This is a genomic window from Streptomyces chattanoogensis (genome assembly GCF_001294335.1).
In the GTDB taxonomy this organism is placed as follows: domain Bacteria; phylum Actinomycetota; class Actinomycetes; order Streptomycetales; family Streptomycetaceae; genus Streptomyces; species Streptomyces chattanoogensis.
The window spans coordinates 63,264-82,490 of sequence record NZ_LGKG01000046.1 but is presented as its reverse complement, the minus strand read 5'-3'; the positions used below and the strand labels follow the sequence as shown (position 1 = coordinate 82,490).

The following is a 19,227-nucleotide window of genomic DNA, read 5'->3' as shown; positions in this document are numbered from 1 at the left end:
TCGTTCCTATGACACAGAGCACTCCCGACGCGCTGCACACGCTCGCCCACGAGCACCTGCCCGAAGAGATCGCCGAACGGTGGATCGGCCTGCTGCGGCCGAGCCTGCGCCTGGAGAAGGACACCGGCACGGGTGCCGGTCCGGTCGTCGGCCGGCTCGGCGGCCTGCCGGAGCTGCCGGAGGACGAGGAGTGGCCGGTATGGCAGGGGCACGGCCCGCTCTCCTTCGTCGCTTCACTCGACTGCGCCCAACTCCCCTCCACGGTCCTCGACATCACCCTGCCGACAGAAGGCACGCTGCTCTTCTTCCACTTCGACGGGCAGCTGGACGACGGCTGTGCGGTGGTCGCGCCCGATGAGCCCGACAGCTGGGCGGGAGCGCGCGTGCTCTACGTACCAGCCTGCGTCTCCGTCGCCGAGCGGGCGGCGCCGGAGGAGATTCGGCCGTACCCCGAGGTGCCGCTGACCGCACGGGTGGAGGCGACGGCGCCGTATCTCTGGCACCCGGTGGTCTACCGGGAGTTCGCGCCGATGCCGGACGACCACCCGCTGTGGCACGAGGACTTCCAGGAGGCCCTGTGGGACCACACCGAGGGCACGGAGCACCGCATCGGTGGCCACGCGACCCCGGTGCAGGACGAGGTGGAGACCGAGGTCGCCCGCGGCGCCCTGGGCGGCCCGCCATGGGACGACCCCCGCATCAAGGAAGAGGCCCTCCGCTGGGTGCTGCTCGCTCAGTTCGACACGGATGACGACGCCGACATGATGTGGGGCGACGGCGGCGCCCTCTACTGGCTCATACGCCCCGAAGACCTTGCCCAACGCCGTTTCGACCGCGCGATGTTCACCTGGCAGTGCAGCTGACGGGAAACCTCCCCGTACCGCCGACGCCTCCCCACCGGATCACTCGAAAGATAAGTACATAGAGAACTTCACGCAAGATGCGTTAACAGCGCGGCAGTCTTCTGCTAAGAATGCTCCCCATCGAACCGATCGATGCCTGCCTCGACGCATCCCAAGGGACGTACCTCTATGCCCTTCACCTCCCCTGTGCGCCCTACGCCCCCTCAGCCGCCGCTCCCTTCTGCGGGGCGCCGCCGCAGCGGGTGCGGCGGGGCGCCCTCGCCCCTTCCGTCCGCCCTTCCCTCGGACATCCCGTCCACGATGCGTGCCGCCGTCCTCGTCGCCCCCAAGCAGCTGGCGATCCAGGAACGCCCGGTGCCGCGCCCCGGCCCCGGCCAGGTCCTGGTCCGTATCGAAGCGGTCGGCATCTGCGGCTCCGACGTCCATTACTACGAGCACGGCAGAATCGGCGACTTCGTCGTCCGCGCTCCCATGGTCCTCGGTCACGAACCCGGCGGCACCGTGGTCGCCCTCGGCCCCGGCGCACGTCGCCACCGGCCGGGACAGCTGGTCTCCCTCGAACCCGGCATCCCCTGCGGCACCTGCCCGCAATGCCGCCGGGGCCGCTACAACCTCTGCCCGGACGTCTCCTTCTACGCGACCCCGCCGGTCGACGGCGCCCTGTGCGAATACGTCGCGGTGGACGAGAACTTCGCCCACCCCCTCCCCGAGGGGCTGACCGCCGAGACCGCGGCCCTGCTGGAGCCGCTGTCCGTGGGCGTATGGGCGTCCCGTAAGGGCCGGGTCGCTCCGGGCTCACGGGTGCTGGTCACGGGCGCGGGCCCCATCGGGCTGATCGCCGCCCAGACCGCCCGCGCCTTCGGCGCCACCGAGGTCATCGTCACCGACATCTCCCCCCAACGCCTCGCCCTTGCGAGCGAGTTGGGCGCCACAGCCACCGTGAACCCCCACGACACCCCCCTCTCTTCCCTCCCCTCCGCCGGCTTCGCGCCGGACGTTCTGCTGGAGTGCTCCGGCGTCCCTGCCGTCATCGACGAGGCGATCCGCACCCTCGGCCGGGCCGGCCGCGCCGTGCTGGTCGGCATGGGCGGCGACACCGTCCCGCTCCCTCTCGCCCGTGTGCAGAACTTCGAGATCGAGGTCACCGGCACCTTCCGGTACGCCAACACCTGGCCGACCGCGATCGCTCTAGCCGCCTCCGGCGAGGTGGCGCTGGACCGGCTGATCAGCCACCGGTATGCCCTGGAGGACGCCGAGCAGGGGCTCACCGCGGCTGCCCGCGACCGGACGACGATCAAGCCGCTGGTGCGTCCGCAGCCGCACTGATCACCGCAGGAGCCGGGGCGGGTGCCGGGGCAGGGTCCTGGGAGGATGGAACGTCATCGGCATGACGAGCAAGGAGGACCGTGTGCCCGCCAGAACACGGCTGTCGCAGGCCGAGGTGGAACAGCGGCGGCAGGCCATCCTGCGCCATGTCGTCGAATGCGGCGAGATCCGCACCGACGGTCTCGCCGCCCGCTTCGGCGTCAGCCTGATGACCATGCACCGCGACCTCGACGACCTCGCCGCCCGCCATCTGCTCCGCAAGGAACGCGGCCGGGCCGTCGCCTTCCCCGCCCTGACGATGGAGACTGCCACCCGCTTCCGGGAAGGCGCCGGCCTCGCCGCCAAGACCGCCCTGTGCACCGCGGTGGCCCACCGCATCACCCCCGGCAGCACCCTCTTCATCGACGACTCCACGACCGTCTACCCCCTGGCCGATCTCCTCTCCGGCATCGCCCAGCTCACCGTCGTCACCAACTCCATCGGCCTGGCCCAACGCCTGGGCGCCGCCCCCGGCGTCGCGATCACCCTTCTGGGCGGCCGCTACCACAGCGAATTCAACTCCTGCACCGGCCCCGAGGTCGTCGCCGCCCTCTCCCGCCTCCGCGCCGACCTCGCCCTGATGTCCGCCACCGCCGTTCTCGAAGGCCGACTCTTCCACCCCCTCCGGGAATACGCCGAGGTCAAGGAAGCCATGCTCGCCTCCGCCAACAAGGCCGTCCTCCTCGCCGACCACTCCAAATTCGGCAAGACCGCCACGTATGCGTACGGCACGGCGGCCGTGTACGCGTCGGTCGTCACCGACACGGCCACGGCTGAGGGGGAGATCGCGGCCATCCGCGCCATGAACGTCCCCGTGGAGACGGTCACTCCTGGGCAGCCCCGCTCCGCCTCATCACACCCGTGACCAATGGGCAATGGGCAACGGGCAACGGGCAACGGGCAACGGGCTTGTACACGTTCCGCTGCCGGCCGCCCGCCACAGCCACATCGCGTTGCGGGGAGCCCGGTGATCTGACGCCGAACGGGGCAGCCGCGCACCCCGTTCGGGTTGCCGGGTACCCGCCTTCCCCTGCGCCGCACATCCTGCCCAGTCGTCCACGCGTTCCTTGGGTGAGCTACGGCGTGACCGGGAGAGCGGAGGCGGGCGATGACGGCGGGTGTGGAGCGGTACGTACACGGAGACGTGGACGAGCGAGAAGAGGCGGAGACGGCGAGCAGAGCGGAGACGGCGAACGCAGCGGAGACAGCAAGCGGAACGGAGGCGGCGGACGCACCGGAGGCGGTGCGCACGGTGACCCGCAGGCTGCTCCCGCTGCTGTTCGCGCTGTACGTGGTCAACTTCCTCGACCGCGCGAACATCGGTGTGGCCGCGCTGGCCATGAACGCCGACCTGCGGCTGACCGCCACCGCCTACGGCACCGCCGCCGGGATCTTCTTCGTCGGGTACGTCCTCTTCCAGGTCCCGGCGGCGGTGGCACTGGGCCGGTTCGGCGCCCGCCGCTGGCTGTCCGGCGTGGTCATTGCCTGGGGAATCTGCTCGGCCTGCACGGCGCTCGTCACCGACGCGCACGGACTGTATCTGGCCCGGTTCGCGCTCGGGCTGACCGAGGCGGGTTTCTTCCCCGGCGTCGTCGCCTACCTGGCCGCCTGGTTCCCGGAGGCACAGCGCACCCGCGCTCTGGCCCTCTTCCTGGTGGCCATCCCCGTATCCAACATCGTCGGGCTGCCCGCCTCGGGCCTGCTGGTCGAGCACTTCGGCATCTTCGGTCTCAGCGGCTGGCAGTCGATGTTCTTGATCGAGGCAGCACCCGCTCTCGTCCTGGGGGCCGCCGCACTGCGCCTGCTGCCCGATACCCCGCGCGAGGCCGCCTGGCTGACCCCGGCCCAACGCACCGCGCTCGAGGCCCACCTGGACCAGAATCCCCCGACCCCCGGTGCCGGCCGGACCACACTCGGCCGCGCCGCCCACTTCGGCCTGGTGAACGCCGGCCTGGGCTTCGCCCTGTACGCCCTGCAGTTCTTCCTGCCCCAGGCCACCACCGCCCTCTTCCCCGATGCCGGCGCCTCCGCCGTCTCCGCCCTCGCCGCCCTCCCTTACGCGGTCGCGGCCGTCGCCATGCTCGCCTGGAGCCGCCACGGCGACCGGACGGGCTCCAGGACATACCTCCTTACGGTGCCCATGGCGGCCGCCGCACTCGCCGCCGCCCTGGCCGCGCTCTCACACCTGCCGGGCCTCGGCCTGGCGGCGCTGGCCGTAACGGTGGCAGGCAGCCTGGCCGCCGTTCCCGTCCTCTGGAGCCGGTGCACCGCCGTCCTGTCCGGCCCCCGCGCGGCGACGGCCCTCGCCGGCGTCAACACAGTAGGCAGCCTCGCCGGCTTCGCCGGCCCCTCCCTCACCGGACTCCTCACCGAAACCACCGGCGGCTACCAGGCCGCCTACGCCCTCATCGCCTGCATCCTGACGGCCTCACTGGCAACCGCCCTCCGCCTCCCCAGCCCCTCGCCGGAACACGCCCCGCCCCAGACACCGGTCCACACACCGAGCTGAACCTGCGACGGGACGCAGTCCCGACGCGCTGCACCGCATGGCCATGCGTCGGCGGCCCACACGGGGTGGCCCTGTGCCGCGACAGGCTGATGCTGGCGCTAGCTCTGCGGAACGTCCTTGACGAACACGATGCCGTCGCTGTCCGCCAGGTGGGCCGGGTCAAGCGGGGAGTAGCCGAACCAGGGGGATACGCGGGGCGCGGGCAGCGTGTCGCCGAGGGCGGTGGCCAGCCGCGGGGAGTCGATGACGCAGCGGTCCTCGGGGAGGGCGTACAGGAGTCCTTCGAGGGTGTCCGGCGGGGGCGTGTCCACTCCCTGGTGCCGGATCGTGCCGAGGGCCGTGGCCACGAAGGCGTACTCCTCGCCCAGGTGGGCGCTCACCAGCGCACCGGCGCTCCACCACTCCAGCAGCGGCTGGTCCCACATGCGCATCGTGCTCTTCTCCCGTTGGAGATGGGCGTTGTGGGCGTGGACCATTGCCGGGCCCCGTTCGGCGAGGACGAGGAGGTTGGCGGCCATCATCGAGTCCCGTAGCGCGCACAGCCGCGCCATCCGGTTCGGTGCGGTGTCGGCCATCCAGTAGTGGTAGCGCAGCAGGCCGGTGGCGGTGCGCCCGTACAGGCGCGCCCAGTCCCAGTCGTGCCGTGAGGTCGCGGTGATCAGGTGCGGCGTCTGCGCGTCGAGCAGCGCCGCCAAGTCGTCGGCGAGCAGCCGCAGTTCCCTGGCATCGGCCGACTGCCCCACGGACCGGGTCGGGTCCATCATCGCGGCGGGCTCGGTCCACCGGTCGTCGGTGCCGAGCAGGCGGTCGAGGGTTTGGGTGGTGCAGGGGAGCAGATCCGCGTCCACCTGGGCCGCGAGGTAGCCGTGGAGTGCGGTGAGGGCCTGCCGGGGGCTCGCGGCGCCGGTGATCTCCAGCGGGCCGTCGAAGCCGGCGAAGCGGAGCTGTTCGGACGCGGGCCGGCCGTCGTTGTAGGTGCGTATCCAGCGCACGAGCTCGCGGTTGGCCGCGGAGGTGCCCCAGCCGTGGCTGAATCCGTGCTCCATGACCTCGTCGAGGGTGCCCGTGCCCGAGGTGACGTAGTCGTCCACGACCAGGCCCCTCAGGCAGTCGCTTTCGATCGCGATCGTCCGGTAGCCCTCCTGTTCGACGAGTTGCCGGAAGAGCTCGTTGCGCAGGTCGAGGAGAGTGTCCTCGCCGTGGGTGGGCTCGCCCAGGGCGAGCAGCCTCGGCCGGGCCCGAAGCAGCTTCATGACGGCGGCGGCTTCGACGGCATGGGTGGTGTCCTTGATGTCAGTAGCCATGCCTTCAACGGTATCGTTGAACCTTCGGTGGAAACTTTTCCGCGATATTGTCGGGGCTATGGGGAGAAACCTTCAAAACGGTGGGCGGCTCAGGCCGGTTGATCTGGCGCGCGGGCATGGTCTGTCCACGCAGGCGGTCAGGAACTACGAGGAGGCCGGCATCCTTCCGGCCGCCGGTCGCACACCCCACGGCTACCGCACCTATACCTCGCTGCACGCGGGGGCCCTGCGCGCGTTTCTTGCCCTGGTGCCCGGCCACGGCCACCAGACGGCGACGTCGATCATGCGGGCCGTGAACCAGGGCGCCGTCGACGAGGCGTTCCGCCTCATCGACGAGAGCCACGCCCAGCTCCTCGACGACCGGGTGACCCTCCAGGCCGTGGAGAGCGCCCTGCGCGACCTGGATCCCACCGCGGCGCCCGAGCCCGGTGCGGGGTCCGAGCCGGCCGCGGCGCCCGAGCCCGGCGGCACGTTCATCGGGCCGCTGGCAGGGAAGCTCGGGATCCGGCCTGCGACGCTGCGCAAATGGGAGCGCGCCGGGCTGGTGCGCCCGCGCCGCGACCCGCAGACCGGGTACCGCGTCTATGACGAGGCCGACGTACGGGATGCGCGGCTGGCCCACCAGCTCAGGCGCGGCGGCTACCTGCTGGAGCAGATCGCCCCGCTGATCGCCCAGGTGCGGGCGGCCGGCGGGCTGGAGCCGCTGGAGGCCGCACTGTGCGACTGGCACGGTCGGCTGTCCGCCCGCGGGCGGGCGATGCTGACCGGGGCCGCAGAGCTGGAGGCGTACCTCCGCGAGCGCGGTTGAGGCGGATGAAGCGGTTGAGGCGGATGAGACTGCGGCCGCCGACCGAAGGGAGCGAGAGCCACCAACCGTTCCGTCCCGGCCGGCTGTCCTCCCGGTCCGGCCTGGAGGACAGCGAACGATCACTCGAGCTTCCCCAGCATGCCGTTCCGGACGTGCGGCCCGCGTCGCCGCAGGGTGGCCCCGCCCTGTGCATCCGTCGCAGGAACGCGGGCCACCCCAGGTGGTTCAGGGGGTGTGTGCTGCTATCCCTGACGCTTACCCCTGGCGCTTGACGAACGTCATCGGAACCGAGTTGCCGGGTGCCTGGATCAGGACACGTGCCGGGATGAGGGCCATCTTCTGCTTCCGGTTGCCGCTGCCGTCGGTGAAGTCGAGCTTGTAGACGATGTACCCGAGGTACTCACCGCCGTTGGCGCGGCCCTCGACCCAGCCGTTCACCCGGTCCGGGACCTCGCCGACGGACCAGCCACTGGTCTGGCTGGTGTCCTGGCCGACCGTGGCCCCGTACTTGTAGTCGAACGCCGCCTTGCCCCTCACCGCTGCCGAGGTCTGCACGACCGGGTACTTCGTGTCGAGCACGCCGACGAAGCCGCAGGGCATCGGCTCGCCGTGGGGGTTCAGCAGCGCCGCGGCGGGCGCCACCCCCATCAGGGCAGCCGGCCCGACCACACTGGCCACCGGGAACCGGTGCCGCACCAGCACCAACGCGACGCCGATGACTGCCAACGCCGGGACCGCGCCCACCAGAGTGGCATCGATCCACGTCTCCCCCTGGTGGGTGAGCAGCACCAGCGCCCCGGCCAGAAACCGCCTCACCCGCGGCCCGCCACAGCTGCCGTCCGCCCTCCCCGGGCCCCGCGAAGAGGCGTCCGGCGGGGCGGTGCTCGCTGACGGTCGGTGCTCCGGATGACATACCGCCGATGATCGGGGCCCTCACCCCCCGGGGCTCCCTGCGCCTTGCGGACGATCCCGCCTCTACCGAAAGGCAGAGGCGCTGCTGAGGGCGGCGTACGGGTGGGTGTCTGCCCTTTGGTGCAGGGCCCTGGCCCGGCTGCTGGTACAGGCCGTTCACGCCGCCGCCAGGCCACGGTCTGCGGATGAGGTCAACCGGTAGGCGCGGTACCGGATCACCACCAGCCGGGTCACCGCCTGGGCGAGCGCCATCATGACGAAGGCCGCAACCCACGCCTGGGCCGAAGAGATCTGATGGTTACGGCTGAAGTCGGCGATGGCGTCACCAGCGCCATGGTCGTCAGCGAAAGCGAAACCCATCCGGAACGCCATACCGAAGACCCACAACACTGCGGCGGTGAACCCCGCCTTGGCGTAGACACCATCGGTCTTACGCCGAACCTGCGTGGTGAGCCCACAGAGCATCCCGAGCGCCACTCCCGAGCCGCCCAGCACCAGTTCGAGGACGAGGTCGTTGCCGGCAGTCGGTACCGACCGCAGGTAGTACACAGCGGTGGCGCTGACCAGTACGACCGGGAGCACCAGGTTGATCAGGTCCAGGCGACCGCCACGCACCTGGCGCACGACGAGTAGGACGAGGATCCCGTTGACGCAGTAATCGATGATGTTCACGGCTCCAAGACTGCTTCGCCCTCAGCCGCCAGTCACCAACCCCTGGGTTGAACCGCGGGGAGAGAAACGCCTCCACCCACGGGTTGATCGATGCGCCTCCCGCCACTTCGATGGTGGTCACGGCGTGCGCTGCGCGCCAGGGCCTGGCGGTAGCGCGCGCCCACACCGGCGGCCCGGCCGTACGGACATGGGCAATGAGTTCACTCGTGGCCGTACAGGGACTGGTGCCGGTGGCCCCTGGGCGTGGTGCCGTAGGCGGCGCGGAAGGTGCGGCTGAAGTCGGCTGCACGGGGGAAACCCCAGCGTGTGGCGATGGCGTGGATGGGGATGGCGTGGAGCGCGGGGTCGGTGAGGTCGCGGCGGGCAGCCTCCAGGCGGAGGCGGCGGATCCACGCGGCGACTGTGGTGTCCTCGTCCCGGAAGAGGCGGTGCAGATAGCTGGTGGAGATGTGGTGCTCTGCGGCGATGCTGCTCGGGGTGAGGTGCGGGTCGTGCAGGTGCTCCCGGATGAACGCCTGGATGCGCAGGGCAAGGGCTCGCCGGTGGGTCTCCGGGGGGAGGCACGGGCCCGCTTCGAGTATGTGGGCGAAGAGGGCGGCGACCAGATCGGTCAGGACGGCGCCCAGCCGGGGTCCGTCGCAGGGGTGGAAGGTGGTCGTGTCCGCGGTCAGTTGGGTGAGGACCCGCGCCAGCAGGGCACCCATCCCGTCCCGGGCCGACACCGGTGCCCCGACTATCCGGCCGGCTGTGTCGCGAGGCAGCGGCAGCAGTGCCTTGGGAACCTCCAGCGCCACTGTCTGGGCCGGGTCGCTGGTGCTGTGGACGTCGTTCGGCAGCGAGGAGGAGTTGATGAACAGGTCGTTCGGCTTGTACTCGGTCTCCCGGTGCCGCCACACGCCCACCCCGGCCCCTCGTACGATGAGGGAAAGATGGTAGGCCTCGGGGTCGGACTGCCGGATCAGCTCCGGCGTGCGCCGGAAGACCAGCGGCTGGAACGTGGCGGACCACACGGTGACGGCACCGAGGTCCAGCACGCGCTGGGACGCCTGGAAGTCGTCGGCGCAGTCGCTGCGCAGCTCCATGGGGGCATGGGTGCGGCCCAACAGGTCGACCCAGTAGTCGAACCGGTCCGACGCGGGCACATCCTCACTGCGGAACACCATCTCGTCCAGCAACTGTCTCTCACCGTTTCTGCAACCTCTGGTCAAAGTCTCCCCCGGGGGTGAGGGTGCGTCTGAACGCCCCGGTTCCACTTCACACCGACCGAGTGCCGAAGAACCGCCCGGTCACAGTCTGATCGGTGACCGGCCCCCGAGCACGCGCCCCCTCGGCGGCACCGGCACCACCCGTGAGGGATCACTCTCCGGTGGCACCGTCGATCCGCTCGCGGAGCAGGTCGGCGTGGCCGTTGTGCCGCGCGTATTCCTCGATCATGTGGGTGAGGACGTAGCGGAGGGTGAATACGTCTTCGCCCCACTGCGCGGTGGTGTCGAGGGATTCGGCGGCGTCCACGATGGCACGGGACCGCGCGCACGCTGTCTGCCAGGTCGTCAAAGCATCGTCAGGGTCGGCCGAGTCGACATCGAATTCGGCGAATGTGCCGTACCCGCTCCCACGGCCAGTACGCGCGGGTGTCCTCGCCGTTCCACACGACCTGGAACCAGCTCCGCTCGACCTCGGCCAGATGCCGGACCAGGCCGAGCAACGACAGGCCGGATGGCGGAACGGCTCGCTGCCTCAGGTGCTCAGCCGTCAGCCCGGCGCACTTCATGGCGAGTGTCTCGCGCTGGCACTGGAGGAAGCCGGTCAACGAGGCGCGCTCGTCGGCTGTTTGCGGAGGGCCGATATCAGGACTTCCTGGCGGCTGTCTGGCTCCCGGCCCGTTCACACACGCCCGGAAAGTCGACACCGACACTGTGATCTAGCTTGCTAGGATGCTAGCATCACGTTTCGTGAGCGATGAGGAAGTCAAGCAGTTCAACGTGTACCTGCCGATCGGGCTGATCAAGCAGGTCAAATACCGCGCCATCGAGTCGGGCACGTCCCTGTCGGCGCTGGTCGCCGACGCACTGCGCGCCTACCTCGACGACACCCAAGGACCCACACAGCGATCCACCGAGAAGGAGACCTGACATGGCGACCGAAGGCATCGAGGCCGTGTTCCTGACAACCCACAACTGGGGCAAGGCGGCGAAGTTCTTCCAGTCCCTGGGCTACGAGCTGGAGTTCTCCACCGACCACAACTCCGGCCGGCTCCGCAACGGCGACGGGCCCTACGTCTTCATCGCCGAGGTCCCCGAGGACCAGGAGCCCCAGACACAGATCGTGCTGAAGGTGCCGGACGCGGACACCTTCCGTCCCGATCCCGCCGTCGAGGTGGTCACACCGTTCGAGGACACCCATTACGGGACCAAGGAGATGACCGTCCGCGACCCCGACGGGCGTCTGTGGAGCCTCCAGACTCCTGCCAAAAACTAACCGCAGTCAAAACCGACCGCAGTCAAAACTGACCGCAGTCAAAAAAAGGGGGAACACCATGGCAGACCAGCAGACCCAGGCCCCGGACAACACCGCGGTGCGCACCGCCCTGTGGCGGGCCATGCACGTCCAGGCCGACCCGCCACCGCACGTACTCGAGGACGAGATCGGCCTGCAGCTGGCGGCACCCGGCGATGACTGGCGCCGCCGCCCCGACATGGACCCGCAGACCACCAGAGGATTCAGGGCGGCCATCGTGGCCCGCGCCCGTTTCATCGAGGACCTGATCCTCCAGCAGGCCGACCGCGGCGTCACCCAATATGTCATCCTGGGGGCCGGCCTGGACACCTTCGCCCAACGCAGGCCGGAGACCGCCTCCCGCCTGCAGGTCTTCGAGGTCGACCAGCCCGGAACCCAGGCATGGAAGCGCCACCGCCTGGAAGCACTCGGCTACGGCATCCCCGACCGGCTCCACCTGGTGCCGGTTGACTTCGAGACGAACGAAGACTGGCTGACGAAGCTGACCGCGGCCGGTTTCGACTCCACCCGCCCGGCGGTCATCGTCTCCACCGGCGTCACCATGTACCTCACCAAAGACACCACCGCAGCCACCCTGCGCCAGATCACCGCTCTCGCACCCGGCTCGACCCTCGCCATGACCTTCCTGCTGCCGACCGACCTGCTCGACGACGCCGACCGCGCCGGCCTGCAGAGGAGCAAGGAAGGCGCACAAGCATCCGGAACACCGTTCATCAGCTTCTACACCCCACCCGAGATGCTCGCACTGGCCCGCGAAGCCGGCTTCACAGACGCCAGACATGTGTCGGGAGCTTCGCTCGCCGAGCGCTACTTCGCCGATCGCACCGACGGCCTGCGCCCGACAACCGGGGAGGACCTGCTGCTGGCCACCACCTGACCCCCTCCTCAACGCCGTATGCGCCGACGAGGTTGGTTGGCTGGCTGGTTGGCTGGTTGGTGACGCCGCCGAAGCTCGATGTTCCGCTTCGGCGGCACCACACCCCGCTGAGGTCTGTCAGCAAGGCGTCAGGGAAGCGCGCGTGTTGAGTGCCTGCATGTCGCTCCCCGTTGCGGATCGATAGGCATCGGTGATGCGGGCGAGTTCCCGCATGGTCCGGCCTCCGGCCAGGCTCATGTCGCGGTTCGCGCGGACGACGGCTGCTGTCGCGTCCCGGCGCGCGTTCTCGTACTGCGCGAGGCCGGTCGGCACATCGTCGGCCCGCGCGAGTTCGTGCGCGAGGACACGGGCGTCGACGATGGCCTGGGAGCCGCCGTTGGCGCCCACTGGATACATCGGGTGCGCGGCGTCACCGAGGAGGGTCACCCGGCCGCGTCCCCAGACGGGCAGCGGTTCCCGGTCGACCATCGGGTACTCGAGGATCTCGCCGCTGCCCGCGAGCAGTGCGGGCACATCGAGCCAGCCGAGTTGCCAGTCCTGGCAGTACGGCATCACGTCCGCGAGGAGCCCCCTGCGGTTCCAGCCGGCGTCCTCGGCGAGGGGCTGAGGCTCCGACACCCGCACCCCGCACACCCAGTTGATCCTGCCACCACCGATCGGATACGCGACCAGTTCCACGTCGCCGTCGCGCACGATCGCCATCGAGCGGCCGGTGAGGAACGGCTCCGCCTCGGCCGTGCCCCGCCACATCCGGATCCCCGACCACAGCAGCGGCCCGCCGTCGGGATGCAACCGGGCGCGGACCGCCGAGTGCAGCCCGTCCGCCCCGATGAGAGCGTCGGCGGCGGTCTCCCCGACGATCCCGGTCGCCCGGTCCAGGAGGTGGGCTCGGACGGTGCCCGCCTCCCCCGACTCGTCGAAGCCCACCAGACGCGTTCCGGAGCGGACTGCGTCGGCGCCGAGCCGTTCCCTGACCGCCGCGAGGAGCAGCATCTGCAGTTCACCGCGGTGAATCGAGTACTGCGGCCAGCGATAGCCCTGCGCCGTTCCGCGGGGTTCGCTGAAGATCTCGTTGCCGAACCGGTCGCTGTACACATGCTCGGCGGTGGCCACGCCGAGGGCGGCGAGGTCTTCACCGAGGCCGAGTTCGGTCAGTTCTCGTACGGCGTGCGGCAACAGATTGATGCCGACGCCGAGCGGCCTCATCTCACGGGCGCTTTCCACCACGAGCACATCAGCGCCCGTGGCGTGCAGGCTCAGCGCGGCGGTCAGCCCGCCGATCCCCGCCCCGGCTATGAGTACGGTCATCGTTCCCCCTGGAGTCCTGGCACGAGCGGTTGGCCCAACTGGTTGCAGACGACGGCGTGTTCACGGGGTGTATCCATGAACGCCCCCTTTCTCACACCTTCCACCCTGAGGCGACGCGTGCCAGATGTCCAAGAGATGGTGAGCATGGTGGCTAGCATGATGGGTTATGGAACTGCGACAGCTTGCGTACTTCGTGGCGGTGGCCGAGGAGGGAAGCTTCACCCGAGCTGCCGAGAGGTTCCATGTGGCCCAGTCCGGGGTCAGCGCCCAAATACGCCGTCTTGAGCGGGAGTTCGGGGAGACGCTGCTCGACCGCTCAGGCCGTACGGTGCGGCTGACCGAGGCGGGCGAGGTCGCCCTCCCCCACGCGCGGTCGGCGCTCGCCGCGGTGGACAGAGCCCGGCTCGCCGTCGACGAACTGACCGGACTTCTCCGTGGGCGGCTCGCCCTCGGAGCCGTGATCTCGCACGATGTCGATCTGCCCGGCCTCCTGGCGGACTTCCACCAGGCCCATCCGGCAGTCGAGATCACCCTGACCGAAGCGGACACCGGCCCGCTGGTCGACGCCCTGAGTACGGGGCAACTCGATATGGCCCTGATCAGTGTGGGCAGCACACCCCCGGACGGCATCGAGATCCAGGTGGTGGACGAGCAGCCGATCGTCGTCGCAGTCGGTCAGACCCATGAATTCGCCGCGCAGGCGGCGGTCCCCCTCGCCGCGCTGCGCGACCGCGACCTGATCAGCCTGCCCCGCGGCACGGGCCTGCGTTCCCAGCTCGACGAGGCATGCACCGCCGCCGGGTTCACTCCCCGGATCGCCTTCGAAGCCAGCGATCCCGTCGTCCTCGCGCAGTTGGCCGCCCGCGGCCTGGGCGCGGCGATCCTGCCCGGTGAGTTCGCGAAGACACGGCCGGAGCGGCTGCGAGTGATCCCGATCGACCGTCCCGCACTGCGCGGACGCCTGGCCTTCGCCTGGCGAGCCGGAGGTCCGGGCAACCCGGCGGGACGCGCCCTGGCCCGGCGCATCCGCGAAGCGCTGCGGTAACCGTCGGCCAGGGGCCCTGCTTTCCGGGCGGCGGCACGTACCGGACGTCTTCGTGCGGCTCGCCGAGGTCCGGTCCCTGGCCGGCGATGTGGCGAGCCGATTACCGGTCCTGGGCCGCGGTCGCCTCGACAATGGACGCGAAGGTCGGAGTGGGAAGGATCCGGGTGCGGCGCAGTCCGGCCCGGGTGAAGAGGGCGTCCAGCTCCGCCGGGCCGCGTTCCTTGCCCGTCACGATCGTCATCATCGCCAGATCCAGGGCCTTTCCCGGATGCGGTGCGTTGCCCGGTGCCGGGACCGAGTCGACGACCAGGACCCGGCCGTCGGGCGCCAGGGACCTGCGGCACGACTGCAGGATGCGCACGGCGCTGTCGTCGTCCCAGTCGTGCAGCACATGCTTCAGGAGGTAGATGTCGCCGCCCTCCGGTACGGATGCGAAGAAGTCGCCCGGTTCCGCGCGCCACCGTCCGGCCAACTCCGGTTCGGACAAGGCGTGTTCACGCAGCGCGGGCTCCTGGTCGAAGAGAACCCCGGACAAGCCGGGATGGCGCAGCAGCACCTGGCGCAGCAGCCCGCCGCGGCCACCGCCGACATCGACGACCGTGCCCTGCCGGGGGAAGGGGTAGGTACCGGCGATCAGGTCGTCCATCGGCTCGGAGAAGGCCGCCATTCCGGTGTCGAAGAGTGCCCGGGTGGCGGGTTCCTGCGTGACGTACTCGAAGAAGGGGGCGCCGAAGACCTTGGGGAACGCCGGTTCGCCGGTCCGTATGGTCTCGTCGAGCGCCGACGAGGACCGCACGAACAGATCGTCGGTCAGCATCATCACCGCGGGGTGCAGCGAACCGGGCACGTCGGTCCGGAGGAGTCGCGCTGCGGGGGTGAGGTGGAAGGCGCCGTCGTCGCCCTCACGGAATACCTTCCGGGTGGCGAGGTAGCGCAGGGCGCGCCGCAGGGACACGGCGTCGGTACCGGTCAGACGGGCCAGTTCGGCGGGGGAACGGGGTCCCGACGCCAGGTGATCGGCCAGACGCAGGACGGCGGCGGTCCGCAGCGCCGCGGAGAACAGGTGGCCCAGGGACTGCTCGATCAGATGCGCTGCGTCCGCCGTGGCCTCGGCGTCCGTGGCTGCTGAGCGGGCGGTCGGGTGCGGCGTGTCCAATGTCGGCCTCCGTAAGGTGAGTCGGGCGGGTCCCGTTCACCTTCGCGGCACCGCCTGCGCCGACGAAACGGCCTTCGTACGGATCTTGCACTCCGCCTTCCGGACTAGGGCCGGTCGCGAAACTGTGCTCTGCCGCCGGGGGTGCCCGGCGCAGGCCCTCATGTGTGACGCACCTCGATATCTGATGCCGTCAGGAAGGTTCGGGTTCAAGCGCCGGGGGTCTCCCCCACCGATCGGCAACGCAACGCCTGGCCCACCCACCCGCCCGAGTGCGAGAGGGAAGGCCACGCGACCGTGCCAGTCGCAGTCGTCAACGAGTGGCCACGAGCAGCACGGTCGCATCGAACCTAGCCATTGATATCCAGGGCCGTCCCGTACAGCCGATCCGCCCTCAGCCGGATGACGATCCTCCGCTCGGCGACCAGCTGCTCAAGAAACGCGTCTTCGTCCTCCGGCTTCGCGGCCGCCGGGATCATCGCGAGCAATTCCCGTCCCACCGCGTCGCCGGGGACCGTCGTGGTCTCGGAAACCTCGGCCGCACCCTCGACGACGGCGAACGACCAAACGTCGCCGCCCTGCACATGCAGCGCCGCACGCGGGTTGCGCTGCAGATGCTTGACCTTGATGCGGTCCGCTGTGGTGGACAGCCGCACGATGCGGGCCTCGGGGTCCCAGCTGTAGAGCATGGTGGTCAGGTGGGGATGGCCGCTTTGCTTCACCGTGGCGAGGGTGCCGAACTGCTGCTTGGCGAGCAGGTCGGAGAGGGCTTCGTCGGACAGGGAACGAGGGGCTGGTCCTTGAGTCATGCTGTGATCAACCTCCGTGAACGCCCTGGCATTCCGCCCCGGCATTCCACGACCCGCCTGTGCCGTACGGTCCGCTCCCCGTGGGCCCCGGGCTTGCCCGACAAATGATCGGCGGTGACCAGCAACACAACACCGGGGCCCCAGGCACGGGGACAGGCACGGGGACAGGCACAGGCACCCCAGGAAAGAGCCGTCATCGTGCGTTGCGGATCCCGAGGATGTATGCCGCAGTGAGCGCAACGGCACGGTCCTCGTCGTGTGACAGATCTGCGAGGGCACGTGACGTGGTGATTCCAGGGATATCCGCGAGTGCCTGTGTCAACCGTCGACGTGCTGACGATTCCACGGTGCCATCGGCGAGGAAATCAACGAGCCTGGTGGCGATCTGATCCGCCAACGCGGGATCACGCGCCAGCGCGGCCAGTGCATCGGCCGCATCGACGTCGTTCGTCTCCTCGACGATCATGTCGACAAGCGTCGGGACCGCGTCCGCCACTCCACGCGCCCCGAGCGCCAGAGCCGCACACCTGCGGACCACGACGTCGGAGTTCGTGAGGGCGTCCCGCAACCGCGCGGTCGCCTCACCGCTCGGAAGCTCGGCGATGGACTGGACGGCGCGTTTCCGCACCTCGGCTGCCGGTGAGCCGAGGCCCTCCGCGAGCAGCGCCAATCCGCCATCGCCCCATTGCGCCAGAGCCCAACGCAGGGCTCCGGCGACGTTCGGGTCCGTCTCGCTCAGCGCCGCCTCGACCAGTGCTTCCACTGGCACCGGAACCTCATCGACCGAGGACAAGGCCGCGCGCTGGCGCATCCCGGCGCTCTTTGACCCCAACGCCTGGAGGAGTGCAACGGTCTGGAGGACCTCCTCCCAGCCGGCCGGTTCCGCGGCATCGATCCGGCACAGTCGCGTGAGCAGCTCCGTCTCTGCTGCAATGCGTTCCCGTGTCTGGCGGATGAGGTCGTCGACGAGCTCTGAGGGCGTGAAGCCGGGATCATCGAGCGCGCGCCTGACGTCACGCAGGGACAGCCCCAATGACCGCAGGCTCTCGATATGGAAGATCCGCCGGATGTCCTCGCTGGAGTACTCCCGATAGCCGGCGTCGGTACGACCCGTTGGCTGCACCAGGCCGAGCGAGTCGTAATGCCTGAGCATGCGGGCGCTGACCCCGGATCGTCGTGCCACGTCACCGATCAACACTGCCTGTCACTCCTCCTGGCTGGTCCTGCCGAGGGCTACGATGCGCTTCGCCTCCTCGATGGCAAACTCGAATCCGGCATCCGGGTCGCGCAGGAGCCGTTCCGTGGCGATCGCGTGCGCGCGCACGCGAGGGTCGAGATCCGTCATCGCCGCGCGCAGGATCGGCATGATCACCTCGCCGAGCGCGATCAGCGCCCGGCTGAGGCTCAGCTGCATCGCGCGTTCGCCGCGCCCGAGCTGCGTCGACAACACTGCGGCCAACTCGGGCTCTTCGCCTTCGGGCACGAGCACGACCGCTGCCCGCCAGGCACTCCGCGCCACCTCATCGTCGGCGTCGGACAGAAGGGCCCGTGTGATCGCCGGCCACGCTTGCCGGTCCCCGATCTTGGACAGCGTGTGCAACGCCTGGCTTCGTGCCTGTGCACACTCCGAACGGACTTCATGGAGCAGCTCTGGGACCGTCATTGATGATGAGTGGCGGGTGAGTGCCCACATCAGCATTTCGCGCACAGAGAATTCGGGCTCGATCGCGCATCGTTCGATGAGCTTGTCGATGCACCGCGTGTCTGGCGTCGTGCCGACCGCCAGCGCTGCCTGCAGCCGCACCGACGAGCTGCTGCTCTCCAGCCCCTGGAGAGCTCGCATCATGTTCGTGTCCTCTTTCGGCATGGTCATCGGGACCACCTCCTCGGCTGCAGTCAAGTCCTTGTCACGGTGTCAAGGTCAAGCGGGGGCACGCCGTCAGATGGCCAGGCACCCTCGGTCCACCGACTACCGGGGCATTTTCAGCACCACCCGCCAGGTCAGCGGCGCCGTCGAGCAGCACGGCCTTCCGGCGCCGGGTCCGCCTCCGTCGCGCCCCGGGCTATGCCTTGCTCCAGAGGGCGGCGACCGCCTGTGCGGCCGCCCGGCCCTGGGCGAAACCGGCGTGGCCCGCAGGGGTCCTGCTGGCGGGGGACAGCGGGTCGGTTCCGAAGGCGGCAAGAGCGGCCTCGTCGGGGGTGATCACCTCAATGAGGCCGCCGCGCCCGGCGATCGAGGCAGCGTCGGCGTCGAGCACCGGGTCGGGCATCGGAGCGATGACGAGGATGCGGGCGTAGCCTGTCGCGAGATCGAGGTTGGTGAGCGAACGGATACCGCCGTCGATGTAGCGGGCGTCGCCGACCGTCGCGGCAGGCCAGACACCGGGGATGGCGCAACTCGCGGTCACGGCGTCCACCAGGCCGACACCGGAGGTACGGTCGAAGACCCGGGTCCCACCGGTGACGGCGTCCACGGCGACCACGGACAGGTTCCGCTCCGGCCACCTGTGGGACGGCAGCCGGGCCTCGATGACGGCCCGCCGCTCGGCCTCGGTCACGGTCTCGGCGGCCAGTGCCATCTCGCCCATCCGACGCCGACGTTCCACCGGGTCGGTGACCTCGGCGTACACCTTCTCGCCGAACTCGAAGGCCTCGACGAGCGCGCCGTCCCGTGGCGTCAGCTCCTCCTTCTGCAGCGCAGCATTCACCTGTGCCTGGAACAGCGCCGGCAGCCCTACACCGCTGGTGAGCTGTGCGGCCACCGCCGACCCCGCCGAGGTGCCGAACAGGGCGTCCGCCGCGGTGACATCGACCCCGGCCTCGGCGAGACCGGCCAGCACGCCCGTCGCCCAGGCTATTCCAGCCACTCCCCCACCGCCGATGACCAGCGCGCGTTCGTTCTTCATTCCTACCCCCAGGACTGCTGATCCAGTTGGACGTCACTGCAAAGTCCCAGGTGGGCAGGGATATTCCCGACCGGCGATCTGCGCAGCAAGCGCGACAAGCTGTACAGCGCGCGGCGAGGTCCGCTGCCAGTCGCCGAAAGGGAAGATCCATTCATCAGTGAACGTCTCGCGAGCTGGCT

General features: G+C 69.9%; 21 protein-coding genes. 9 read left to right on the top strand and 12 right to left on the bottom strand.

Annotated features, from left to right (window positions below):
- The first annotated feature begins 8 nt into the window (after window positions 1-8).
- The 4 genes from ADL29_RS07960 (at window position 9) to ADL29_RS07945 (ending at window position 4,737) form a co-directional block, all read left to right on the top strand.
- On the top strand, window positions 9-863 hold the full coding sequence (locus ADL29_RS07960; protein ID WP_053923010.1) for a YwqG family protein: 855 nt from the start codon (window positions 9-11) through the stop codon (window positions 861-863).
- A gap of 300 nt (window positions 864-1,163) precedes the next feature.
- On the top strand, window positions 1,164-2,189 hold the full coding sequence (locus ADL29_RS07955; protein ID WP_211274266.1) for an NAD(P)-dependent alcohol dehydrogenase: 1,026 nt from the start codon (window positions 1,164-1,166) through the stop codon (window positions 2,187-2,189).
- 82 nt (window positions 2,190-2,271) lie between these two features.
- Window positions 2,272-3,093, top strand: a complete 822-nt coding sequence (locus tag ADL29_RS07950; RefSeq protein ID WP_245689217.1) for a DeoR/GlpR family DNA-binding transcription regulator — start codon at window positions 2,272-2,274, stop codon at window positions 3,091-3,093.
- Between the two features lie 243 nt (window positions 3,094-3,336).
- A complete protein-coding gene (locus ADL29_RS07945) occupies window positions 3,337-4,737 on the top strand; it encodes an MFS transporter (protein ID WP_053923008.1) in 1,401 nt (466 codons plus the stop codon).
- Window positions 4,738-4,835: 98 nt separating this feature from the next.
- Here the strand turns inward: ADL29_RS07945 and ADL29_RS07940 are convergent, their stop codons facing one another.
- Complete coding sequence (locus ADL29_RS07940) at window positions 4,836-6,041, bottom strand: erythromycin esterase family protein (RefSeq protein ID WP_053923007.1); 1,206 nt, start codon at window positions 6,039-6,041, stop codon at window positions 4,836-4,838.
- A gap of 58 nt (window positions 6,042-6,099) precedes the next feature.
- Here ADL29_RS07940 and ADL29_RS07935 point away from each other — a divergent pair, with 58 nt between their 5' ends.
- Window positions 6,100-6,849 carry a TioE family transcriptional regulator gene (locus tag ADL29_RS07935; RefSeq protein WP_053923006.1) on the top strand — a complete coding sequence of 250 codons (750 nt, stop codon included), beginning with the start codon at window positions 6,100-6,102 and terminating at the stop codon, window positions 6,847-6,849.
- A gap of 255 nt (window positions 6,850-7,104) precedes the next feature.
- Here the strand turns inward: ADL29_RS07935 and ADL29_RS44465 are convergent, their stop codons facing one another.
- The 5 genes from ADL29_RS44465 to ADL29_RS46225 all read right to left on the bottom strand — a co-directional run bounded on the left by ADL29_RS44465 (window position 7,105) and on the right by ADL29_RS46225 (window position 10,204).
- A complete protein-coding gene (locus ADL29_RS44465) occupies window positions 7,105-7,665 on the bottom strand; it encodes a hypothetical protein (RefSeq protein ID WP_053923005.1) in 561 nt (186 codons plus the stop codon).
- A 252-nt stretch (window positions 7,666-7,917) separates the two neighbouring features.
- Entirely contained in the window at window positions 7,918-8,433 is a 516-nt protein-coding gene (locus ADL29_RS07925) for a hypothetical protein (protein ID WP_053923004.1), read from the bottom strand.
- A 200-nt stretch (window positions 8,434-8,633) separates the two neighbouring features.
- Complete coding sequence (locus tag ADL29_RS07920; protein WP_053923003.1) at window positions 8,634-9,608, bottom strand: AraC-like ligand-binding domain-containing protein; 975 nt, start codon at window positions 9,606-9,608, stop codon at window positions 8,634-8,636.
- 181 nt (window positions 9,609-9,789) lie between these two features.
- Complete coding sequence (locus tag ADL29_RS46230; protein ID WP_342671145.1) at window positions 9,790-9,987, bottom strand: mycothiol transferase; 198 nt, start codon at window positions 9,985-9,987, stop codon at window positions 9,790-9,792.
- A 7-nt stretch (window positions 9,988-9,994) separates the two neighbouring features.
- Entirely contained in the window at window positions 9,995-10,204 is a 210-nt protein-coding gene (locus tag ADL29_RS46225) for a mycothiol transferase (RefSeq protein WP_342671147.1), read from the bottom strand.
- Between the two features lie 181 nt (window positions 10,205-10,385).
- Here ADL29_RS46225 and ADL29_RS07910 point away from each other — a divergent pair, with 181 nt between their 5' ends.
- From ADL29_RS07910 to ADL29_RS07900, 3 genes are read left to right on the top strand one after another with little or no spacing between them, the layout of a single operon-like run.
- Complete coding sequence (locus ADL29_RS07910; protein ID WP_046925026.1) at window positions 10,386-10,565, top strand: ribbon-helix-helix domain-containing protein; 180 nt, start codon at window positions 10,386-10,388, stop codon at window positions 10,563-10,565.
- A 1-nt stretch (window position 10,566) separates the two neighbouring features.
- Window positions 10,567-10,911: a VOC family protein gene (locus ADL29_RS07905; RefSeq protein ID WP_046925027.1), complete on the top strand. Its 345-nt coding sequence runs from the start codon at window positions 10,567-10,569 to the stop codon at window positions 10,909-10,911.
- A 58-nt stretch (window positions 10,912-10,969) separates the two neighbouring features.
- Window positions 10,970-11,827, top strand: coding sequence for a class I SAM-dependent methyltransferase (locus tag ADL29_RS07900; protein WP_053923002.1), 858 nt, complete (start codon window positions 10,970-10,972; stop codon window positions 11,825-11,827).
- A gap of 117 nt (window positions 11,828-11,944) precedes the next feature.
- Here the strand turns inward: ADL29_RS07900 and ADL29_RS07895 are convergent, their stop codons facing one another.
- Window positions 11,945-13,135: a flavin-dependent oxidoreductase gene (locus ADL29_RS07895; protein WP_053923001.1), complete on the bottom strand. Its 1,191-nt coding sequence runs from the start codon at window positions 13,133-13,135 to the stop codon at window positions 11,945-11,947.
- A gap of 166 nt (window positions 13,136-13,301) precedes the next feature.
- Here ADL29_RS07895 and ADL29_RS07890 point away from each other — a divergent pair, with 166 nt between their 5' ends.
- A complete protein-coding gene (locus tag ADL29_RS07890) occupies window positions 13,302-14,180 on the top strand; it encodes a LysR family transcriptional regulator (protein ID WP_053923000.1) in 879 nt (292 codons plus the stop codon).
- Window positions 14,181-14,280: 100 nt separating this feature from the next.
- Here the strand turns inward: ADL29_RS07890 and ADL29_RS07885 are convergent, their stop codons facing one another.
- The 5 genes from ADL29_RS07885 to ADL29_RS07865 form a co-directional block, all read right to left on the bottom strand.
- Entirely contained in the window at window positions 14,281-15,336 is a 1,056-nt protein-coding gene (locus tag ADL29_RS07885) for a methyltransferase (protein WP_078970826.1), read from the bottom strand.
- Window positions 15,337-15,683: 347 nt separating this feature from the next.
- The gene (locus ADL29_RS07880) at window positions 15,684-16,142 is read right to left on the bottom strand and encodes a TIGR03618 family F420-dependent PPOX class oxidoreductase (protein ID WP_053922999.1); all 459 of its coding nucleotides are present in this window, start codon (window positions 16,140-16,142) and stop codon (window positions 15,684-15,686) included.
- 193 nt (window positions 16,143-16,335) lie between these two features.
- A complete protein-coding gene (locus tag ADL29_RS07875) occupies window positions 16,336-17,340 on the bottom strand; it encodes a HEAT repeat domain-containing protein (protein WP_053922998.1) in 1,005 nt (334 codons plus the stop codon).
- Window positions 17,341-17,346: 6 nt separating this feature from the next.
- A complete protein-coding gene (locus ADL29_RS07870) occupies window positions 17,347-18,015 on the bottom strand; it encodes a HEAT repeat domain-containing protein (RefSeq protein ID WP_053922997.1) in 669 nt (222 codons plus the stop codon).
- A gap of 190 nt (window positions 18,016-18,205) precedes the next feature.
- Window positions 18,206-19,048 (bottom strand): patatin-like phospholipase family protein, encoded by an 843-nt coding sequence (locus tag ADL29_RS07865; protein WP_053922996.1) that lies wholly within the window; start codon window positions 19,046-19,048, stop codon window positions 18,206-18,208.
- Between the last annotated feature and the right edge of the window lie 179 nt (window positions 19,049-19,227).